Below are 19,921 nucleotides of genomic sequence, written 5' to 3'. Positions count from 1 at the left end.
CTCTGACCCCCTATCGATCCTGCAGGCATTCCTTCACGCATGGCGTAGCTCTACCATCGGGGCATGAGCCTGCCCAAGCCGCTGTGGCGACGCCTGCTGCGTGTTGCTGCGATCATCCTCGCCGCGCTGGTGCTGCTGGTCCTGTCCGGACTGCTGCTGGCCGACCATCTCACGCCGCAGGCGCATGGCGCGCCTTCGCACGTGCTGCCGCTGCAGCCGGCACAGACCCGCATCGACCAGCAGATCGTGCCGCTGCAGGCGGCCCATCCCGGCCAGTCGGGCGTGGCCTTCCTCAGCGATGGCATGGATGCCTTCGCCGCGCGCGCGATGATCACCACCCAGGCCGGGCGCAGCCTGGACCTGCAGTACTACATCTGGCACGACGACCTGATCGGCCACCTGATGGCCAAGGCGCTGTATGACGCCGCCGAGCGCGGCGTGCGCGTGCGCATCCTGCTCGATGACATGAATGCCAAGGACAAGGACGCGCTGATGATGGCGCTCGATGCCCATCCGAACATCGAGATCCGCCTGTACAACCCGTTCCGCAACCGGACCGGCATCCTGCGCATGGTGGAGATGGTGCAGCGCTTCTTCAGCGTGAACCACCGCATGCACAACAAGAGCTGGATCGCCGATGGCCGCGTCGCGATCGTCGGTGGCCGCAACATCGGCGAGGAGTATTTCAGCGCGCGCACCGATGTGAACTTCCAGGATCTGGACCTGCTGGTCGCCGGCCCCGCGGTGGAGCAGGCCAACCGGATCTTCGACGACTACTGGAACAGCGAAACCGCCATTCCGGTATCCGCGCTTGCCTTCCATACCGACGCACAACTGCGCCTGCTGGTGCGCGAATCGGACCATGAGGCGCAGCGGGACGTGGCCCGCCCGTACCTTGCGCGCGTGGCCGAATCACGCCAGCGGCAGCGCCCGAGCCCCGAGCCGTTGCACTGGAGCGGTGCAGTGCGCATCGTGTCGGACCCGCCGATGAAGCACCGCAGGGATGATCGCGCCGCCTGGCTGGTGTCGACCCTGATCAGCGAGCTGCAGGCCGCCCGGCACAAGGCCCTGTTGATCTCGCCCTACTTCGTGCCTGGCAACGAGGGCCTGGATGGCTTTTCGGCGATGGCCGGGCGGGGCGTGCAGGTGGGCGTGGTCACCAATTCGCTGGCCGCCAACGACGTCGCCGCCGTGCACGGGGGCTACATGGGCTACCGCGTGCCGCTGCTGGAAGCCGGCGTCCACCTGTACGAGCTGAAGGCACAGGGACAGTCCGGCGATGCCGGCGTGTTCGGCAGCAGCGGCGCGAGCCTGCACACCAAGGCATTCCTGATCGATGACCGCCGCGGTTTCGTCGGCTCCTTCAACCTGGACCCGCGCTCGGCCTACCTGAACACTGAAATGGGTGTGCTGTTCGACGATCCGGTGCTGGGTGCACAGCTGCGGGACGAATACCTGCGCCTGGCTGACCCCAGGCACAGCTGGTGGCTGGCGCTGGACGACCGCCGCCGGTTGCGCTGGCTGGAGCGCGAACCGCCGCCGCACTGGGTCGAGGCCGAGCCCGGGGCAACAGCGCGCAAGCGCTGGTTGTCGCGCGTGATCAGCTGGCTGCCGGTCGAATCGCAGCTGTAGCGCTCAGCGCGCGGTGCCGGCCGGCGCCTGCCCGGCGTCATCCAGCGTCTCCACGCTGCGCCCATGCAGGCGTCGCCAGATCCAGCGCAAGGCGTGCGGCGGCGCGGTCGGCAGCTGTTCCAGCAGGGCCAGCATGCGGCTCTGGCTGGCATGCCCATGGCGGCACAACAGGCTGGCCGCTGCGGCGGCGCTGGCCAGGCGCAGGCTGTCGGCCAGCGGTCCCTGCGCATCCACCGCCAGGGCCTGGTGCACCGGCTCAGGCAATTCCCACGCTGCGGCGACGCGCTGCGCCAACGGCAACGACCACTGCTGCAGCAGCTGCAGGGCCAGCGCCGGCTCCACGGCCTCGCCGCGGGCCTGTGCCTCCTGCAGCAACTGGCGCATCACCAGGGCAGCGCCCAGCCCCTGTACCAGGCCCAGCCACTGCGCGGCGAAGGCATCGCCGAAGGTCACCGTGCGCGCATGGTCGGCCGCGGCGCGTGATGCCAGCAGCGCGTGCTCCCAGATGATCGTGCTGAACTGCGGGAACACCTCGCATTGCACCTGCATCACCGGCTGTACCAGCACCGCGCTGATGATCTGCCGCACGCCTTCGGTGCCGACCAGCGTCACCGCCCGCTGCAGGCTCTCGACCGGGCGCTCGTGGACCTTGTAGGCCGGGCTGTTGGCGATGCGCAGCAGATTGCCGGTCAGCACCGGGTCCTGGCCGATGATCGCGGCCATCACCCGTGCCGAGGCGGCATCGTCGTTGACGGTCTGGATCAGCTGCGGCAGCAGCTGCGGCCGGCGCGGCAGCTGCCTGGCCGCCCAGTCGCGGTCCTGCAGCGCGCGCGCCACCGCCTCGCCCAGGCCCGGGTCGTGCACCGGCGTCGGCTCGCCGGCCAGCCGCGGGTACAGCGCTAGCGCATGCAGCCCGCGTTGCAGGTGGCCGGCGATTTCCGCCGACGGCAGCGGCTCGCCCTGCAGGCTGGCCGCTGCGGCAGCCACGGCCTGGCGGGACGCAGCGACCAGCCGCGACGGTGCCGTCCCGGTGGAACGCGACAACCAGCTGCGCAGCGATCGCCACCAGGCCCGTGTCATCGCCGCCCGACCTGTCGTTGTAGTGCCTTTGCCGTCACTGACCGCCTGCCTCTTCACGCCCGTCCGGCCACCCGCCGTCGTCGCAGCATCGGCCGCACTTTCATCTTCTTTAACCGAAAGCCCGCCAACCTCGACGGCATCGGCCGGGGGAATGGACTAGAATGGCGCCGCGCGACCCGTCCCCCTGCCATGACGACGTCGCTTTTTTTGTTTTGGGACCCTACCGTTCACTGGCCGTTCGCTGCAGTTCGCCGCTGTTCGCGCCATCGGAGACGCCATGCTATTCGAAACCCTCGCCACCACCGGCCACGAACAAGTGGTGTTCTGCCACAACCACGATGCCGGCCTGCGGGCGATCATCGCCATCCACAACACCACCCTGGGCCCGGCCCTGGGCGGCGTGCGCATGCGTCCCTACGCCAGCACCGACGAGGCGCTGGCCGATGTGCTGCGCCTGAGCCGGACGATGACCTACAAGAACGCGCTGGCCGGCCTCAACGTTGGTGGCGGCAAGGCGGTGATCATCGGCGACCCGAAAGTGGACAAGACCGAGGTCCTGTTCCGCGCGTTCGGCCGGTATGTCGACTCGCTGGGCGGGCGCTACATCACTGCCGAGGACGTCGGCACCGACGTCAACGACATGGAGAACATCTACCTGGAGAGCCAGTTCGTGACCGGCGTGCACCAGGTCCATGGCGGCTCCGGCGACCCGGCGCCGTTCACCGCCTACGGTGCACTGCAGGCGCTGATGGCGGCGATGCGCTTCAAGTTCGGTCATGAGGAAGTGGGCAAGACCAGCATCGCGGTGCAGGGCCTGGGCCACATCGGCATGGAACTGGTGAAGCTGCTGCGCGATCGCGGCGCCAAGCTGTATGTCACCGACCTGGACAGCGCGCTGGTCGACCGTGCGGTCAGCGATTTCGGCGCAGAAGCCGTCAAGCCGGACGAGATCCACGAAGTGAACGCCGATGTGTTCGCACCGTGCGCGCTGGAAAGCGCGATCAACGCCGACACCCTGCCGCGCATCAAGGCCAGGATCATCTGCGGTACCGCCAACAACCAGCTGTCAAGCCTGGAGATCGGCGATGAGCTGCACGCACGCGGCATCCTCTACGCACCGGACTATGCGGTCAACGCCGGCGGCGTGATGAACGTGTCGCTGGAGATCGACGGCTACAACCGCGAACGCGCGATGCGCCTGATCCGCAGCATCTACCACAACCTCACCCGCATCTTCGAACTGTCGCAGCGCGAGAACATCGCGCCGCAGCGTGCGGCCGACCGCATCGCCGAAAGCCGCATCCTGTCGATCGGCAAGCTGAAGATGCCGCTCGGCCGCAGCACTCCGCGGCTGGGCAACCTGCGCGGCGGCTGAGCCTGCCGATGTCGCGCCGGGGCTTTCGACCCGGCGCGACCGCCCGTTCAGAACCCGGTGCTGTAGCGCAACGCTGCCTGGCGCGCGCCCTCGCCACCGACGCGCTGGTCGAAGCCCAGGCTCAGGCGGCCATTGCGACCCCACCACGACTCCAGCGCCACGCCGAACAGCGCACTGCCGCGCGGCGTGTTCCATCCCGCCAGGGGTGCCCAGGCATCGACTCCCACGAAGCTGGCCTGCCAGTCCGCATCGGCACCGTCGAGCCGCTGCTGCCACTCGGCGTGCCCGCGCAGGGTCCAGCGGCCCCAGCCCCGTTCGCCACGGATACCGGCCAGCATCTGGCTGCGCTGCACGCGGCTGGCCTCACCGCGCAGGCCAAAGCCGAAACCGCCCCGCTCGTTGAAGGCATCGGTGTCCACGCGCGTGGTGCTGGCGCCCAGGTACGGCGTCAACGACGCGCCCGCGCGGCCGAAGCGGTAGCCGCCTTCAACGCTGGCGCTGCTGAAACGTCCGCCATAACGCGCGGAAACACCGTACGCGCCCGCGCCCAGCAGCAGCTGGCGATCCAGCGCACGGGTGAACTGGCCGCTGCCGACCTGGGCCAGCGCATAGCCCCGGCCCAGGTTCCAGCCGGCGTACAGCTGCGCCTGCGCCTGGCGGTCACGGCCACGATCACCGCCGAAGCTGTTGCCACCGTTGCTGCGGGTTTCGCCAAAAGCGACGCCCATCAGCCCAGCGCTGCCCAGCGGCAGGTCCTGGCCGGCCATCCAGCCACGGCTGTCGGCCGCGTTGCCGGCGAAACTGCCCTGCCCGGCCTCGCCGAGCGCACTCTGCCAGGCCCCGCGCAGGCGTGGCGCCGCCTGCACGCGATCGAAGCGCTCGGCGATCGCACGGCGTGACATGTCGATGCTGTCGAAGGTGGCCGACTCGGCGCGTGCATGGGCCTGCCCGGACAGGCTCTGCAGGCTGGCCGCCAGGCCTTCGCTGCCGCCGCCGGTCCACTGCAGCGCACCGGCCGCCGTGCCGAAGGCCGAGCCCTGCAGGGTGGGACTGCCATCGAGCGCGCCGAATGCGCTTTCCACGCGTTGCGCGGCGGACTGCGCCGAGGCCGTGAGCCCGGCCGCCGCTGCGGTGACGCTGACCTGGGTCAGGTTCAACCAGGCCGTGTTGCTGTCATAGCCGTAGCTGCTCTGCAGCAGCGACAGGCCCTGCAGGCCGCTGGAGGTGGCAGGGCTGCTGAAGGTGCCGCTCAGGCCACCGGCGGCGTGGATCAGGTCCTGGCGGCTGCCGTTCTGCGGCACATAGCCGGAAACGAAGCCATGCACGCGCACGCCGCCATTGAGCGTGGCGTTGCCGGTGACCTGCAGCGCATTGGCACCGAGCGCGATCATCAGCTGTGCGCCCGCCTGCTGGGTGTAGTTACCCTCGATGGTGCCGGTGGTGTTGCCGGTGGTCAGGAACACGCTGCTGCCGTTGACCACGTTGCCGATCACGCGCGGCGTCCCCCCATTGAATTGCAGGCCGGTCGAATCCGGATCGGGCTGCGCCAGGATCGTTACGTTGGAACGGATCACGCTGCCGTTCTGCAGCGACAGGATGCCGCGCTCGATGCGGGTAGCGCCGCTGTAGCTGTTGTTGCCACCCAGCACCAGGGTGCCCCCACCCTGCTTGACCAGGCCACCGCTTCCGACGATGTCGTTGCTCCACAGCGAGCCACTCGACGGCGCATCGACATTGGCCACCACATCGCCCCAGTCGAAGCGCCCCGGCCCCTTGATCGCCCGCGAGATGTCGAGCAGGCCGTAGCCGAACACCGCATCCACGCCGGGCGCACCGATGTCCTTGGCGGTCCCCAGCAGGGTCTGCCGGACCAGATTGTTGTCGAAATACGGATAGCGCTGCCAGACCAGTGCGGCGGCGCCGGAAACCAGCGGCGCGGCAAAGGACGTACCGTAGTTCCAGTAATAGGTGCTGCCATTGGCGTCGGGATAGACCGCGCTGCCCGGCGCGGCCAGGCAGTAGCGCGCGGCCTGGCCGCACGCGTTGGCATAGCTGGCCAGCGTACCGGGCGTGTAGGGGTCGACCGCGGTCGCCACCAGCCAGCCGCGCTCCAGGTCGGCCGCCGGCAGCGAGCCGCCGACGCCCTGCTGGCTGGGCAGTGCGGCCAGGCTGCTCGGTTCGGCGCGCGCATCATTGCCGGCGGCGAACACCACCAGGCCGCCTTGGTTGATGACGAACGGACGGTACTCGGCCGCCACCTGGGCCGTGGTCGGCAGGTCGGTCCAGTACAGGCCGCCCCAGGAGTTGTTCATCACCTTGACGTTGTAGCTGATCAGGTCCTGGTGGACCTGCGCCACACCCAGCGGACCACTGAAGGAATTGCCCTTGCCGCTGCCGTCATCGACCGGCGGCTTGTCGGCGATGATCCGCGCCGAAACGATCTGTGCGCCGGGGGCGATGCCGCCCGGCCAGGAGCCCACCGACGCACCAGCGGCCAGGCTGGCCACCGCCGTGCCGTGGCCCACCACGTCGTCGACCTGCAGGTTGTTGCGGGCGGGATCGATGTAGTTGAGGTTGGCCACCACGCGCCCGTTCAGCGCCGCCGCGTTGCGCTGCACGCCCGAATCGACGATGCCGATGCGCACCCCCTGCCCGGTCAGGCCGGCGGCCTGTGCGGCACGCGCATTGGTCACCGACAGGTGCGCGTCGAACGCCGGCTCCTGCGGCTTGGCCGGCGGCGGTGTCGTCGGCGGAGGCGTGGTCGGGGGTGTCGGCGTGGTCGGAGGAGGATCAATGCGGACGTTGCCGCCGCCCCCGCCTCCCCCGCATGCCGTCAACGCCATCGCCATCGCCGTTGCCAGCGCGGATTTCACCCTCATCGTGCGTTCCATCGATTCCTTCCCATGAACGTTGGCCTGCCTACATCCCGGCAGGCGTGCGGCGCTGCCCAGCGGCAGCCCTTCCCGACCCTCTATACTTGGGCCGACCCCCACGCAGTCTGCCGGGAAACCGGGGCGCTTCCAACGTCCACGGTCTCCTTTCCGAACATTGCTTACGCATCAACGAGATTGCCATGTCCAACATCGTCATCGCCGCCGCCAAGCGCACTGCCATCGGCTCCTTCCTCGGCCAGTTCAACGGCGTGCCGACCCCCACCCTCGGCGCGGCCGCCATCGCTGCCGCCCTGGAACAGTCGGGTGTCCCGGCCAGCGACGTCTCCGAGGTCCTGATGGGCTGCGTGCTGCCGGCCAACCTCGGCCAGGCGCCCGCCCGCCAGGCCGCGATCGCCGCCGGCATTCCGCTGTCGACCGGCGCCACCACCCTCAACAAGGTGTGCGGCTCGGGCATGAAGACGATCATGCTCGGCCATGACCTGATCAAGGCCGGCTCGGCCAGCATCGTGGTCGCCGGCGGCATGGAATCGATGTCCAACGCCCCGCACCTGCTGCCGAACTCGCGCACCGGCAACCGCTTCGGCAACTTCCAGGCGGTCGACCACATGGCCCACGACGGCCTGGTCAATGCCTATGACGGCAAGGCCATGGGTGAATTCGCCGAGTGCGCCGTGGACAAGTACCAGTTCAGCCGCGAGGAGCAGGACGCCTACGCGATCGAGTCGGTCAAGCGCGCGCAGGCCGCGCAGGCCAGCGGCGCGTTCGCCGACGAGATCGTCGCGGTCAAGGTCGCCACCCGCAAGGGTGACGTGGAGGTCGCCACCGACGAACAGCCGGGCCGCTCCGACATCGCCAAGATCCCGACCCTGCGCCCGGCCTTCAAGAAGGATGGCAGCGTGACTGCGGCCAGTTCCTCCAGCATCTCCGACGGCGCCGCTGCGGTGGTCCTGCTGACCGAGGAAGATGCTGCCGCGCGTGGTATCACGCCGCTGGCGCGCATCGTCGGCCACGCCACCCATTCGCAGGAACCGGAGTGGTTCACCACCGCCCCGATCGGCGCGATCCACGCGCTGCTGGCCAAGACCGGCTGGTCGCTGGACCAGATCGACCTGTTCGAAATCAACGAAGCCTTTGCCGTGGTGGCGATGGCGCCGATGCGCGAACTGGGTATCCCGCACGACAAGCTCAACGTGAATGGCGGCGCCTGCGCACTCGGCCATCCCATCGGTGCCTCCGGTGCGCGCCTGGTGGTGACGCTGGTCAACGCCCTGCGCACGCGCGGTGGCAAGCGCGGCATTGCCACCCTGTGCATTGGTGGCGGCGAAGCAACGGCAATTGCCATCGAATTGATTTAAAACGATTTAACGATGATTTCGCAAAAATGAATGCGGGATCGCTTGACACCCAATCTTGGCTTGTCATCATGTTGTCGGCGCGCAGTTGCGCGTTGCCTAATCTAACGACGAGGATTCACACAATGAGCATCAACAAGCTGCTGGTCGCGATGTCCCTGGCTCTGGCCCTGGCCGCCTGCTCGAAGCAGGAAGCTGCCCAGGACGCCGCTGCTTCGGCCAACGAAGCCGCCACCGAAGCCCAGGCTGCTGCCGACCAGGCCGCCGCTGCCGGCGCCCAGACCGCCGCTGCTGCCCAGCAGGCCGCTGACACCGCCGCCACCGCTGCTGACGCTTCGGTCGACGCCGCTGCCCAGACCGCCGCTGCTGCCACCGACGCCGCTGCTGGCGAAGCCAAGGACGCCGCCAAGGCTGCCGAAGCTACCGCTGAAAAGGCCAAGGACGCTGCTGAAGAAGCCAAGAAGTAATAACTTCTTTCTTCACGCTGTTCTGGAAAAGCCGCTGGTTCGCCAGCGGCTTTTTCTTTGCACCGGTGCCGGTGACCACGCCGCTGCATCGCGACCCCGTCTTCACAACGGCATGAATAGGCTGGCGTCCCCATCCATTGCAGCACCGGAGACCGCCATGAAGATTCGCCCGATCACCACGCCTCTGCTGGCTGCTTCCCTGCTGCTGGCGCTGGCTGCCTGCAAGGGCCCGGAAGCCGAACAGGCCAAGCAGGATGCGCAGCAGGCCGCCGACAGTGCCGGCGCTGCCGCCCGCGACGCCGTGGACAAGGCCGCCGCCGCGACCCGCGAAGCCGCCGACAAGACGGCCGCCGCCTCCGAGCAGGCCGCGGCCGATACCCAGCAGGCCTTGGACAAGGCCGCAGACGCCACCGCCAACGCCGCCGACAAGGCCAAGGACGCGGCGACCGATGCCGCTGCCCACGCCAGTGACGCAACTGCCGATGCCGCGCAGAAGGTCGCCGACAAGGCACGCGATGTCGCCAATGACGCGAAGGCGAACGCCGCCAAGGAAGAAGCCAAGCACTGAGGCGCTTAGCGACGTCGTATCAGCCGGGCATGGGCCCGGCGCTACAGGAAAGCCGCGGCGCCGCCGCGGCTTTTCTGCTTTTCGCTCTCTGCCCGCGGGCAGGTGGCGCAGGGGCGCAAGCGGCATGGATGGCGCGCCCGGGCCTGCACGGACGTATGCACGGCGCCCCCTTACGGCAGCGCACGCGCCAGCATTGCCGACAGATCCACGCCCGCCGGCAGCGTCCCGAACGCCAGGCCATGCTCCCCCTGCAGCCGACTGCGCACGAACGCCTCGGCCATCGGGCTGCGCGCACGCAGCAGCAGCGCCGCCTGCAGCAGCAGCGCAGTGCGCTCGCAGAACGTCCGTGCCTGCGACTCGTCGGGCGCCGGCGCCGCTGCCCAACGCTGCAGCGCTGCCGCGTAGCGCGCATCACGATCGGCCACCGCCGCCAGCTCAGCGCGCAGCGCCGCCAGCGTCTCCGGTTCGCGTGCCAGCGCGCGCAGCACGTCCAGGCACTGGATGTTGCCGCTGCCTTCCCAGATCGAATTCAACGGTGCCTGCCGGTACAACCGCGGCAGCATTGATTCCTCCACATAGCCCGCTCCGCCCAGGCATTCCTGCGCTTCGTTGACGAAGGCCGGTGCGCGCTTGCACAGCCAGTACTTGCCCAGTGCCGTTCCCAGCCGCGCCAGCGCGGCCTCGTTGGCATCCACGGCGGCGCGGTCCACCGCACGTGCGATGCGCATCGACAGCACCGTGGCTGCTTCCGATTCCAGCGCCAGGTCGGCCAGCACGTTGGTCATCAACGGGTGCTCGACCAGCAGCTTGCCGAAGGTGCGGCGATGGCGTGCGTGGTGCAGCGCCTGGGCCAGCGCCATGCGCATTTCCGCTGCGGCGCCCAGCATGCAATCCAGGCGGGTCATCATCACCATGCCGATGATGGTGGCGACGCCGCGCCCTTCGTCGCCCACACGCCAGGCCTGCGCACCGCAGAATTCGACTTCGCTGGAGGCATTGGCCCAGTCGCCGAGCTTGTCCTTCAACCGCATCAACCGGAATGCGTTGCGGTCACCGTCGGCCAACCGGCGCGGCATCAACAGGCAGGTCAGCCCGCCCGGCGCCTGCGCCAGCACCAGGAAGCCATCGCACATCGGTGCGGAAAAGAACCACTTGTGGCCGACCAGGCGATAGCGCTCTCCATCGATCGGTTCGGCGCGCGTGCTGTTGGCGCGCACATCCGAGCCGCCCTGCTTCTCGGTCATGCCCATGCCGAGGGTGATGCCGCCCTTGTCGGCCACCGGCACGTCGCGCGGATCATAGACCGGCGCCGCGGCCTTGCGTGCCCACTCGGCCAGGTGCGGCTGCGTGCACAGCACCGCCACTGCCGCGTGGGTCATCGTCAGCGGGCAGCTGGTGCCGGCCTCGGCCTGGTGATGCAGGTAGCTCAGCACCGCACGCGCGACGTGCGCGCCAGGCTGCGGCTCGTGCCAGGACAGTCCGGCCACGCCGTGCGATTTGGCCGTGCCCATCAACTGGTGATAGGCCGGATGGAACTCCACCGTGTCAATGCGATGGCCCTGCGCATCATGCGTACGCAGGCGCGGGCGATCGCGGTTGGCATCGAAGCCGAGCCGGTACAGCTCGTCACCGGCCAACCCGCCATAAACATCCAGTCGCGGTGCGAAGCTGCCAGCGCCCTCGCGCTGCACGGCTTCCATCAGCGCCACGTCGTCGGTCCACAACTGGCGCCCCGCGAACGGCGGTGGCTGGTTCAGCACCACATGCGTTTCAAACGGCGGGTTGCTGTCGAAGCGGGGTCCACTCATCCGGTCCATCCTGGCGCCAAGAAGTCTGCGGCCCGATTGTGCCGCATGATCCGCCAAGCCCGTGTTCAGGCCGGTTCTCACTGCGTGCACGAGGCGCAGGCCACAGTGGGCCCATGGCAGGCAATGACGATCTGGTGGTGCTGCGCCCGGAGGGGCTGTACTGCGCCGCCGGCGATTTCCATATCGATCCCTGGCGACCGGTGCCGCGTGCGGTGATCACCCATGGCCACGGCGATCACGCACGCCCCGGCATGGGTGAATACCACTGCAGCGAAGGCAGCCTGCCGATCCTGCGCTGGCGCCTGGGCGACGTGCAGGTGCAGGCGCATGCCGAAGGCGTGCCATTCGGCCTGGGCCGGGTGCAGGTATCGCTGCATCCGGCCGGACACGTGCTCGGCTCCTCGCAGGTGCGCATCGACGACGGCCGGCAGGTCTGGGTGGCCTCGGGCGACTACAAGCGCCAGCCCGACCCGACCTGCGCGCCGTTCGAGGTGGTGCCCTGCGATACCTTCATCACCGAAGCCACCTTCGCCCTGCCCATCTACCGCTGGCCGGACACGCCGGCGGTGGCGGCCGAGATCGTGGCGTGGCGCCGCGAATGCGAACAACGCGGCGAGGCTGCGATCCTGCTGTGCTACGCGCTCGGCAAGGCACAGCGCGTGCTTGCCGAGCTGCTGCCGCTGGACGACCGCCCGGCCTGGCTGCACGGTGCCATCGCCAACGGCGTGGCGGTCTACCGGCAGGCGGGCGTGCCCCTGCTGGAGACGCACACGGTCGCCGAACAGGGACGCCAGCCGGATGCGGCCGGCCAGCTGATCCTGGCGCCGCCGTCGGCGGCAGGCACGCCGTGGATGCGTCGTTTCGGCCGCCACCAGCTCGGCTTTGCCTCCGGCTGGATGCAGCTTCGCGGCAACCGGCGGCGTCGCAATGTCGATCGCGGCTTCGTCATTTCCGATCACGCCGACTGGCCGGCGCTGCTGCAGACCATTGAACAGACCGGCGCGCGCCGGGTGATCGCCACGCACGGCAACACCGATGCATTGATTCCCTTCCTGCGCGAGCGCGGCGTGGCCGCCGAAGCCTTCCGCACGGATTTCGGGAGCGAGGAATGAAGGCCTTCGCTGCGCTTTACCAACGGCTGGACCGCAGTACCGCCACGCTGGACAAGCGTGCGGCGCTGGTCGATTACTTCCGCCAGGCAGGGGCGCATGACGCGGCATGGGCGCTGTACCTGCTCAGCGGTGGCAAGGTAGGTGGCGCACGCCGCAAGATCGCCGCCAGCGGCGAACTGCGCGCCTGGATCGCCGACGCATCGGGGCTGCCCCCGTGGCTGGTGGAAGACAGCTATGCCCAGGTGGGCGACCTGGCCGAAACGCTGACCCTGCTGCTGGATGATCCGAAACAGCCGGCGCCCGACCGCCCCCTGGCCGAATGGATCGAACAGCACCTGCTGGCGGTGGCCAACCAGCCCGAGCCGGTCCGCCGTGCGGCGGTCGTCGCGGGCTGGACGCAGCTCTGCAGCAGCGAACGCCTGGTGTTCAACAAGCTGCTGACCGGCGCCCTGCGCGTAGGCGTTTCGCAGCGACTGGTGCAGCAGGCGCTGGCCGAGTGGTCCGGCCTGGACATCGCACGCATCGCCCAGCGCATGCTCGGCGAGTGGGTGCCCTCGCCCGGACTGCTGGCTCAGTTGCTGTCACCGGACGAGCTGCCGCTGGACCGGCAACAGCCCTACCCGTTCTTCCTCGCCTCGCCACTGGAAAGCGAACCTGCTGAGCGCCTCGGGCCGATCGGCGATTGGCTGCTGGAATGGAAATGGGATGGCATCCGCCTGCAGCTGCTGCGCCGGCGTGGTGAGGTCGCGCTGTGGTCACGCGGTGAGGAGCGGCTGGATGGCCGCTTTCCCGAGATCGAGCAGGCGGCGATGGCGCTGCCCGACGGCTGCGTGCTGGACGGTGAGCTGCTGGCCTGGGACGAGGCCGCCAACCTGCCGCGCGCATTCACCGCACTGCAGACCCGCATCCAGCGTCGCAAGCCCGGTGCAGCGACCCTGCGCAACACGCCGGTGCGCGTGCTGGCCTATGACCTGCTGGAACAGGATGGCGTTGACCTGCGTGAGCTGCCCCTGCAGGAGCGGCGCACCCGGCTCGCCAGCGTCATCGGTGCGCTGGCGGATGCGCGGATCCAGCTGTCGCCCGAGGTTGCCGCTGACGACTGGCCGCATGCCGCCGCACTGCGCGACGTCGCGCGCGAACGCGGGGTGGAAGGACTGATGCTGAAGCGGCGGCTGTCCGCTTACCAGGCCGGCCGCCGACGCGGCGACTGGTGGAAGTGGAAGGTCGATCCACTCACGATCGATGCGGTGCTTCTGTACGCCCAGGCCGGGCACGGGCGGCGCAGCACGCTGTATACCGATTATACCTTCGGCGTGTGGGACGGCGAGACGCTGGTGCCGGTGGCCAAGGCGTACTCGGGGCTGGACGACAAGGAGATTCTCGCGCTCGATCGCTGGATCCGCGCCAACACGCGCGAGCGCTTCGGACCGGTGCGAAGTGTGCGCGCCGAACAGGTGTTCGAACTGGGCTTCGAGGCAGTCAACCGCAGCAGCCGCCACAAGTCGGGCATCGCCGTGCGTTTTCCGCGCATCCTGCGCTGGCGCCAGGACAAGCCGGCCAGCGAGGCCGATCAGCTGGCCACGCTGCAGGCGCTGGCCCGATGAAGCGCAGCCAGGCGCTGCGCCGGCTGGAAGACTGGTTCGCGGCGCAAGGCTGGCGTTCGCTGCCGTTCCAGCGCGCAATGTGGCGGCACTACCTTGCCGGCGAATCCGGATTGCTGCATACGCCCACCGGCAGCGGCAAGACGCTGGCGATGTTCGGCGGCCCCCTGCTGCAGGCGATGATCGATCCACCGCCGCTGCCCCGGCGCGCAAGCGCGGTGCGCCCGCTGCAGGTGCTGTGGGTGACGCCCCTGCGCGCGTTGGCCAGTGACACCGCACGCGCGCTGCAGGCGGTCGTCGACGGGCTGGGACTGGGGTGGCGCGTGGGACTTCGCAGCGGTGACGCCAGCAACCGCGAACGGCGGCACGCACGCGAGGGCCGCATCGACGTCCTGGTGACCACGCCCGAATCGCTGGCGCTGCTGCTGAGCTATCCCGATACGCTCGCACGCATGCGCCAGCTGCGCTGCGTGGTGGTGGACGAGTGGCATGAACTGCTGGGTAACAAGCGGGGTGTGTTGCTGCAGCTGAACCTGGCGCTGCTGCGCGACACCGCCCCCGCGCTGCAGCTGTGGGGGCTTTCGGCCACGCTGGGCAATCTGGATGAAGCCCGTGACGTGCTGCTGCCCGGGCAACCCGATGCACCGATCGTGCAGGGTGTACGCCCGCGTGCGACCACGGTGCGCAGCCTGCTGCCCGAACCCGGTGAACGCTTTCCCTGGGCCGGGCACCTGGGCCTGGCCCAACTGCCGCGGGTGCTGGACGCGTTGATGCAGGCACGCAGCAGCCTGCTGTTCACCAACACCCGTGCACAGGCAGAACTGTGGCATCAGGCGCTGGCGTCGGTCTGGCCCGAGCAACAGGACACGCTCGCGCTGCACCACGGTTCGCTGGATCCGGTGCTGCGCCAGCAGGTGGAGGACGGGCTGCGCGCAGGCACGCTGCGCTGCGTGGTCGCCACCTCCAGCCTCGACCTCGGCGTGGACTTTCCCGAGGTCGAACAGGTGCTGCAGCTGGGCAGCCCGAAGGGCGTCGCCCGCCTGCGCCAGCGCGCCGGACGTGCGCGCCATCGTCCCGGTGCCAGCGGCGCGATCCTGTGCGTGCCGAGCCATGCGCTGGAACTGGCGGAGTACGCAGCCGTGCGTCGTGCACTGGCCGAAGGCGTGGTCGAAGCACGCAGGCCGCCGACGCTGTCGCTCGACGTCCTGGCCCAGCATGCGGTCAGCCGCGCCCTGGCCGGTGGCTTCCACGGTGATGCGCTGCTCGCGCAGGTCCGGCGCACCCATGCATTCGCATCCCTGGCCGAGGACCAGTGGCAGGCCGTGCTGACCTTCATCGTGCAGGGGGGCCGGGCCCTGGCCCAGTACCCTGACTTCCACAAGGTCGTGCAGGACGCCGATGGCCGTTACCGGATGCACGACCGGCGTCAGGCACTGCGCCACCGGCTGTCGATCGGCACCATCAGCAGCGATGGCAGCGTGCGCGTGCAGTTCCTGCGCGGGGCCAGCCTCGGCGCCGTGGAGGAACAGTTCGCCAGCCGCCTGCGCCGCGGAGACCGCTTCCAGTTCGCCGGGCGCCTGCTGGAACTGGTGCAGCTGCGCGACATGACCGCTTTCGTGCGATTGGCACGCGGGCGCGGTGACGGTGTCGTGCCCCGCTGGCAGGGAGGCCAGCTGCCGCTGTCGATGGCACTCGGCAGCGAACTGGAGTCGGTGCTGTCAGGCGCCGACGACAGTGCCGAAGCGCGCTGGCTGGCACCGCTGCTGGCACTTCAGCAGCAGGTGTCGGCGCTTCCCGGCCCGGACCACGTGCTGCTGGAAGACGTGCGCCGCCGCGAAGGCCAGTTCCTGTTCGTCTATCCCTTTGCCGGACGCCACGTGCACGAGGCGCTGGCCGCCCTGTTGGCACTGCGGTGCACCCGCCAGCAGCGCAACAGCATCGGCTATGCCGTGAATGATCACGGCCTGGTGCTGGCACCGGCGCAGGCGATCGACCTGGACGCGGCGCAATGGCATGCGCTGTTCAGCCCCGATCAGCTGCTGGACGATCTGCGTGCGGCGGTGAACCTGGGCGAGCTGGCGCGGCGCCAGTTCCGTGGCATCGCGCGCGTCGCAGGCCTGCTGGTACCCAGCCTGCCCGGAGGCATGCCGCGATCGCTGCGCCAGCTGCAGGCCTCAGCGGGCCTGCTGTACGACGTATTGCGCGAGCATGACCCCGAGCACCTGCTGCTGGCGCTGGCCGAACGCGAAGTGCTGCATGACAGCCTTGACCTGCCGGGGCTACGCCAGGTGCTGGTCCGGATCGGCGCGCGACGCATGTCGATGCAGCGCCCTGCATCGCTCACGCCCCTGGGCTTTCCACTGTGGGCCGAACGCCTGCGCGGGCAGTTCAGCAACGAAGACTGGCGCACCCGCGTGCAACGCGCGGCGCAGCAGCTCGAGCGCCGCCATGGCCGATGAACTATCGCTGCTGCTTGCCGGCGAACCGGTGACCCTGGCGGGCGCGCGCGCACTCTACTGGCCGGCGCGGCAGGCGCTGCTGATCGCGGATCTGCACCTGGGCAAGGCCGATGTGTTCCGCCGCGCCGGCATTGCGCTGCCCCGCGGCGGTACCGGCGAAGACCTGCAGCGGCTGCAGTCACTCCTGGACAGGTACGCCTGCCGCGAACTCTGGATCCTCGGCGACATCCTGCATGGACCGGCCCATCGCGCAGCGTGGTACCAGCAATGGCTGGGCTGGCGCGAACGCAATGCCGCACTGGAGGTGCATGTGCTGCGCGGCAACCACGACCGCCAGCTGCCGCATGCCCAGCTGCAGGTGCAGATCCACGAGGAGGTGCGGCTGGCACCGTTCCTGCTGCGCCATGAACCGTGCGCAGACCCGGCGTGGCACGTGATCGCCGGCCACCTGCATCCACAGGTCGCACTGCCCGCATTGCGCCGCCGCTTCCCGGCCTTCTGGCTGCGCGAACGAACGACGATCCTGCCGGCCTTTTCCGCGTTCACGGCAGGCATCGTGCCAGTGCCCGTCCGCGGCGAACAGATGATCGCCTGCGTGGACAACGGCGTGGTGACCTTGCCAGTGGCGTGAATCAGGCCGGGCGGATGTCCAGCTGCGGCATCACGCGGAACACGGGTGTGTCATCGCCGCGTCGCCGCGGCAGGGCCCGGATGGCTGCCAGCATCTCCTGGGCGCAGGCGCGGATGCGCGGGTGGTGTTCCGGCGATGCATGGCTGATCAGGCTGCCGACGTGGAACTCGAAGACATCCTCCAATACGTCGGGCTGGTCCTCGTGCAGCATCTGCAGCAGTCCGCGCAGCTTGCAGATTTCCGATTCCAGCTCCTCGACCGCGAACAACATGGCATCCTCCTCGTCAACATCAGCGGCGCATCCGGGCCGCAGCGGGCTGCAACGGCAGCGCCGCCCGGGGCCATGCGCGATGTTGATCACGGAAAGGAAAACGGGCGACGCGCAATCGCGTGCCACCCACTTCTCGCACATCCGCGGTGAGATAATCGTTAATTCACGTGACGGAGCAGTTCACGCATTGGCGGTGACCGCACTGATGGGAGGCGCGTCTGCTGCGGTGGCCAGTGCGTCGATGAAGGCTGGATCCAGTGCGAGTGAACCGAACCAGCCGTGCTGTGTTCCGCTCAGCACGCGCAGCATGTGGCCGCGGCCGCCGGGCAGGCGTCCCATCGGGCCCAGCAGGACGTCGCGCGCCTTCGCCCACGCATCGCGATCGGACTGGAACAACGGCGTCAGCCAACGGCTCCAGCGCTGGTAGACCGCCACGTGCGCCCGCCGTTGCGCCTGGTACGCCTGCAACGCTTCGCCCGCTGCGCCATGGGTGCGCACGGCATCGCGCAGCGCCACTGCATCGAGCAGCGCCATGTTCACGCCCTGCCCCAGCTGCGGGCTCATCGAATGGGCGGCATCGCCGGCCAGCACCATGCGGCCCTGGTGCCAGCGTGTCATCGCTGCATCCCGGTAGACCGCCCTCGCCAGCTGGCTGGCATCCCGCAGATGAGCGAAGCGCGCACTGGCCTGTGGCCACAGCGCGTGCAGCTCGTCCAGCCAGGGCGCCATGCCATCGGCCTGCCAACGCTCGAAGTCGGCGCGCGGCAGGCTCCAGAAGAAGCTCAGGCGCGGCGTATCGTCACCGGGCCGGGTGCCTACCGGCAGCAGCCCGATCATCTTGCGCGCGGCCACGTAGCGCTGCCGCAGTTCCTGCAGGTGCGGCCAGTCCTCGGCCGGCAGCAGGCACCACAACGCCCCCCACGGATACACGCGATCCAGGCCGGTACCGCCTTCGATCGTGCCGCGCAGCGTCGAGGCCGCGCCGTCGGCGGCCACCACCAGGTCGAACGGGCCGTGCACGCGCCCCTCGCTGTCGCGCAGGCGGCCCTGCCCGGCATCCACCGTGGCGATGGTGGTCCCGGCATGCAGCTGGCCCGCGCCCGCACGTGCTTCGTCCAGCAGCGAGAACAGCGCACCGCGCTGCATGCCGAGCCCGTGCAGGCGCGCGTCCAGGCCCTCATAGCGCATGTCCATCACGGCGCGTTCGCACGGCGTATCGCCGTACAAGCGGTGCACCGGCGCGGCATGCGCACGCACCGCATCCAGCAGGCCCATCTGCCACAGCACCTGCAGGCCGCTCGGCTGCAGCAGGAAGCCGGCCCCGACCGGCCCGGGCGCGGGCACGCGTTCAAAGATCTCCACCTCGTGGCCGTCACGGGTGAGCAGGATGGACACAGCCTGTCCAGCGGTGCCGTAGCCGATCACGGCGATGCGCAGTCGTTCCTTCATGGCTGCATTGTGCCCGAGGCCGGTGGATCGCGAACGGACTGCGTGCACCCGGCAAAAAAAACCCCGCCGGAGCGGGGTTTTCAACGCACTGTCGAGTGGGTCACTCGGCCGGCGTGATGTTCGAAGCCTGGGCGCCCTTCGGACCCTGGGTCACGTCATAGGTGACACGCTGGCCTTCCTGCAGGCTGCGGAAGCCCTTGGAGTTGATGGCGGAGAAGTGCGCGAACACGTCGGCGCTGCCATCCTCCGGCGAGATGAAGCCAAATCCCTTGGCGTCGTTGAACCACTTGACGGTACCGTTCGGCATGGTGATGCGAGACCTTATGCAATGAATGGGTGGTGTACGCTGAACCCGCGCACAAGCTGAGTATGCAAAGCTTGCTCGGCGAAGACAATCACCCCCGTGCCAATTCGCCCACCAGTTCCGGAAGTCCGTTGCTGGCCGCCTGGACGTTGGCCAGCACTTCGGCCATCGTGATTTCCTCGCCATCACCGCAGCCGGCGGCCCAGTTGGCGACGATCGCCAGGCAGGCGTAATCCAGCCCCAGCTCCCGTGCCAGCGCGGCCTCCGGCATGCCGGTCATGCCCACCAGGTCGCAGCCGTCGCGGCGCATGCGGGCGATCTCGGCGATGGTTTCCAGGCGCGGGCCCTGCGTCGTGCCATAGCAGCCACCGTCATGGACCGTGACGCCGGTCACTCTGGCCGCGGCCAGGATCTTGCTGCGCAGCATCGGCGTGTACGGATGGCCGAAATCGACGTGGACCACGTCGGTGCCTTCTTCTTCACAGATCGTGCTGATGCGGCCCCAGGTGTAGTCGATGATCTGGTCCGGGCAGGCCAGCACGCGCGGACCAAAGTTCTCGGTGATGCCACCCACCGTGTTCAATGCCAGCACCCGCTGCGCGCCCAGCTGCTGCAGCGCGGCCAGATTGGCGCGGTAGTTGACCTTGTGCGGCGGCAGTGAATGGCCCTCGCCATGCCGCGCCAGGAACGCCACGCGATGGCCGAGCAGCGTGCCCACGCGCACCGGGCCGGACGGGCGGCCAAAGCGGGTGTCGACCTCGTGGGTCTGCACGTCGTCGAGCTTGGCCAGGTTGTAGACACCGGTACCGCCGATCACGGCCAGGGCGATCTGTTGCATTCAAAGCACTCCAGGGAAAGACGAACGCCGGCACCCGAGGATGCCGGCGGTGGAAGAAGACGCGTCGCAGGCAGCTGCGC

16 protein-coding genes are annotated in these 19,921 nt (G+C 69.1%); 9 read left to right on the top strand and 7 right to left on the bottom strand.

What is annotated here, in order from left to right:
• Window positions 1-63: 63 nt before the first annotated feature.
• Window positions 64-1,632 carry a phospholipase D family protein gene (locus tag LRM18_RS00225; RefSeq protein ID WP_049467913.1) on the top strand — a complete coding sequence of 523 codons (1,569 nt, stop codon included), beginning with the start codon at window positions 64-66 and terminating at the stop codon, window positions 1,630-1,632.
• A gap of 3 nt (window positions 1,633-1,635) precedes the next feature.
• On the opposite strand, the gene LRM18_RS00220 is transcribed toward LRM18_RS00225, so the two are convergent.
• Window positions 1,636-2,712: an HDOD domain-containing protein gene (locus LRM18_RS00220; protein WP_150826907.1), complete on the bottom strand. Its 1,077-nt coding sequence runs from the start codon at window positions 2,710-2,712 to the stop codon at window positions 1,636-1,638.
• Window positions 2,713-2,989: 277 nt separating this feature from the next.
• Between LRM18_RS00220 and LRM18_RS00215 the strand changes: the two genes are divergently transcribed.
• Window positions 2,990-4,087 (top strand): Glu/Leu/Phe/Val dehydrogenase dimerization domain-containing protein, encoded by a 1,098-nt coding sequence (locus tag LRM18_RS00215; protein ID WP_049467908.1) that lies wholly within the window; start codon window positions 2,990-2,992, stop codon window positions 4,085-4,087.
• 47 nt (window positions 4,088-4,134) lie between these two features.
• On the opposite strand, the gene LRM18_RS00210 is transcribed toward LRM18_RS00215, so the two are convergent.
• Window positions 4,135-6,978 (bottom strand): autotransporter serine protease, encoded by a 2,844-nt coding sequence (locus LRM18_RS00210; protein WP_270948898.1) that lies wholly within the window; start codon window positions 6,976-6,978, stop codon window positions 4,135-4,137.
• Between the two features lie 182 nt (window positions 6,979-7,160).
• Between LRM18_RS00210 and LRM18_RS00205 the strand changes: the two genes are divergently transcribed.
• From LRM18_RS00205 to LRM18_RS00195, 3 genes are all read left to right on the top strand, one after another.
• Entirely contained in the window at window positions 7,161-8,336 is a 1,176-nt protein-coding gene (locus LRM18_RS00205; protein ID WP_053461025.1) for a thiolase family protein, read from the top strand.
• 122 nt (window positions 8,337-8,458) lie between these two features.
• Window positions 8,459-8,800, top strand: a complete 342-nt coding sequence (locus LRM18_RS00200) for a hypothetical protein (protein ID WP_049467903.1) — start codon at window positions 8,459-8,461, stop codon at window positions 8,798-8,800.
• Between the two features lie 157 nt (window positions 8,801-8,957).
• Window positions 8,958-9,368, top strand: coding sequence for a hypothetical protein (locus tag LRM18_RS00195; protein WP_049467900.1), 411 nt, complete (start codon window positions 8,958-8,960; stop codon window positions 9,366-9,368).
• A 170-nt stretch (window positions 9,369-9,538) separates the two neighbouring features.
• Here the strand turns inward: LRM18_RS00195 and LRM18_RS00190 are convergent, their stop codons facing one another.
• On the bottom strand, window positions 9,539-11,176 hold the full coding sequence (locus tag LRM18_RS00190) for an acyl-CoA dehydrogenase family protein (RefSeq protein WP_270948893.1): 1,638 nt from the start codon (window positions 11,174-11,176) through the stop codon (window positions 9,539-9,541).
• A 113-nt stretch (window positions 11,177-11,289) separates the two neighbouring features.
• Between LRM18_RS00190 and LRM18_RS00185 the strand changes: the two genes are divergently transcribed.
• From LRM18_RS00185 to pdeM, 4 genes are read left to right on the top strand one after another with little or no spacing between them, the layout of a single operon-like run.
• Window positions 11,290-12,288 carry a ligase-associated DNA damage response exonuclease gene (locus LRM18_RS00185; RefSeq protein WP_049467895.1) on the top strand — a complete coding sequence of 333 codons (999 nt, stop codon included), beginning with the start codon at window positions 11,290-11,292 and terminating at the stop codon, window positions 12,286-12,288.
• Window positions 12,285-13,892 (top strand): ATP-dependent DNA ligase, encoded by a 1,608-nt coding sequence (locus LRM18_RS00180; protein ID WP_270948889.1) that lies wholly within the window; start codon window positions 12,285-12,287, stop codon window positions 13,890-13,892. Before LRM18_RS00185 ends, LRM18_RS00180 begins: the two co-directional genes overlap by 4 nt.
• Entirely contained in the window at window positions 13,889-16,348 is a 2,460-nt protein-coding gene (locus LRM18_RS00175; RefSeq protein ID WP_270948888.1) for a ligase-associated DNA damage response DEXH box helicase, read from the top strand. Before LRM18_RS00180 ends, LRM18_RS00175 begins: the two co-directional genes overlap by 4 nt.
• Window positions 16,338-16,979: a ligase-associated DNA damage response endonuclease PdeM gene (gene pdeM / locus LRM18_RS00170; protein WP_270948886.1), complete on the top strand. Its 642-nt coding sequence runs from the start codon at window positions 16,338-16,340 to the stop codon at window positions 16,977-16,979. Before LRM18_RS00175 ends, pdeM begins: the two co-directional genes overlap by 11 nt.
• Window position 16,980: 1 nt before the next feature.
• Here pdeM and LRM18_RS00165 read toward each other — a convergent pair whose 3' ends face one another.
• The 4 genes from LRM18_RS00165 to LRM18_RS00150 all read right to left on the bottom strand — a co-directional run bounded on the left by LRM18_RS00165 (window position 16,981) and on the right by LRM18_RS00150 (window position 19,841).
• Complete coding sequence (locus tag LRM18_RS00165) at window positions 16,981-17,250, bottom strand: hypothetical protein (RefSeq protein ID WP_049467888.1); 270 nt, start codon at window positions 17,248-17,250, stop codon at window positions 16,981-16,983.
• Between the two features lie 180 nt (window positions 17,251-17,430).
• Entirely contained in the window at window positions 17,431-18,699 is a 1,269-nt protein-coding gene (locus LRM18_RS00160; protein ID WP_270948882.1) for an NAD(P)/FAD-dependent oxidoreductase, read from the bottom strand.
• Between the two features lie 100 nt (window positions 18,700-18,799).
• On the bottom strand, window positions 18,800-19,006 hold the full coding sequence (locus LRM18_RS00155) for a cold-shock protein (protein ID WP_005410590.1): 207 nt from the start codon (window positions 19,004-19,006) through the stop codon (window positions 18,800-18,802).
• A gap of 88 nt (window positions 19,007-19,094) precedes the next feature.
• Entirely contained in the window at window positions 19,095-19,841 is a 747-nt protein-coding gene (locus LRM18_RS00150) for an S-methyl-5'-thioinosine phosphorylase (RefSeq protein ID WP_270948803.1), read from the bottom strand.
• Window positions 19,842-19,921 lie beyond the last annotated feature (80 nt).

Origin of the sequence: Stenotrophomonas sp. PI_27 (assembly GCF_027854495.1) — a bacterium.
In the GTDB taxonomy this organism is placed as follows: domain Bacteria; phylum Pseudomonadota; class Gammaproteobacteria; order Xanthomonadales; family Xanthomonadaceae; genus Stenotrophomonas; species Stenotrophomonas pavanii.
This window is presented reverse-complemented; position numbering and strand designations above follow the sequence as displayed.